We start from the raw sequence: 624 nt of genomic DNA on the forward strand, positions 1-624 counted from the left end.
TAATCGTATAACGACCTGGACGTAATCCATTTCTATCTGTAAGCGCGCCAAGTTTGTCACCGTTACAGAACGAAATCATTGTAGGACCATCCCACGGTTCCATTAAATAACTATAAAATTCATAAAATGCACGTACATTTGCATCATTCGCTTCATTGTATAACCAAGGTTCAGGTATGAGTAACATCGCTGCCTTTTCTGGCTCCATGGCTAACGATAAGAACTCTAGCGCATTATCTACAATGGCAGAGTCACTACCATCCTCATCGACAATTTGAAACACTTTATGTTGATCCTCGCCAAATAATGTTTCGATTAATTTATGTTGGCGTGCTCGCATCCAGTTCACATTACCTTTAATCGTGTTAATCTCACCATTATGCATTAACATACGGTTAGGATGCGCCCTTTTCCAACTCGGGAATGTATTCGTACTAAATCTCGAATGCACTAACCCTAGCTTTGATTGATATAAATCATCCGATAAATCTGTATAGAGTTTTTTAATTTGGTCTGATCGTAACCAACCTTTATATACAATTGTTTTGCGTGATAAGCTCGTAAAATACAATTCTAAATCGCACTGAGTCGAATAGAACTCTAATTGTTTTCTCGCTAAAAACA

The 624-nt window shown here is 37.7% G+C and carries 1 protein-coding gene; it reads right to left on the reverse strand.

The window, feature by feature from the left end; all coding sequences use genetic code 11:
- The coding region (locus IDG60_RS28260; protein WP_481906117.1) for a class II glutamine amidotransferase domain-containing protein at window positions 1-624 on the reverse strand (624 nt) is incomplete at both ends.

It is taken from the genome of Staphylococcus sp. EG-SA-2, from assembly GCF_017152085.1.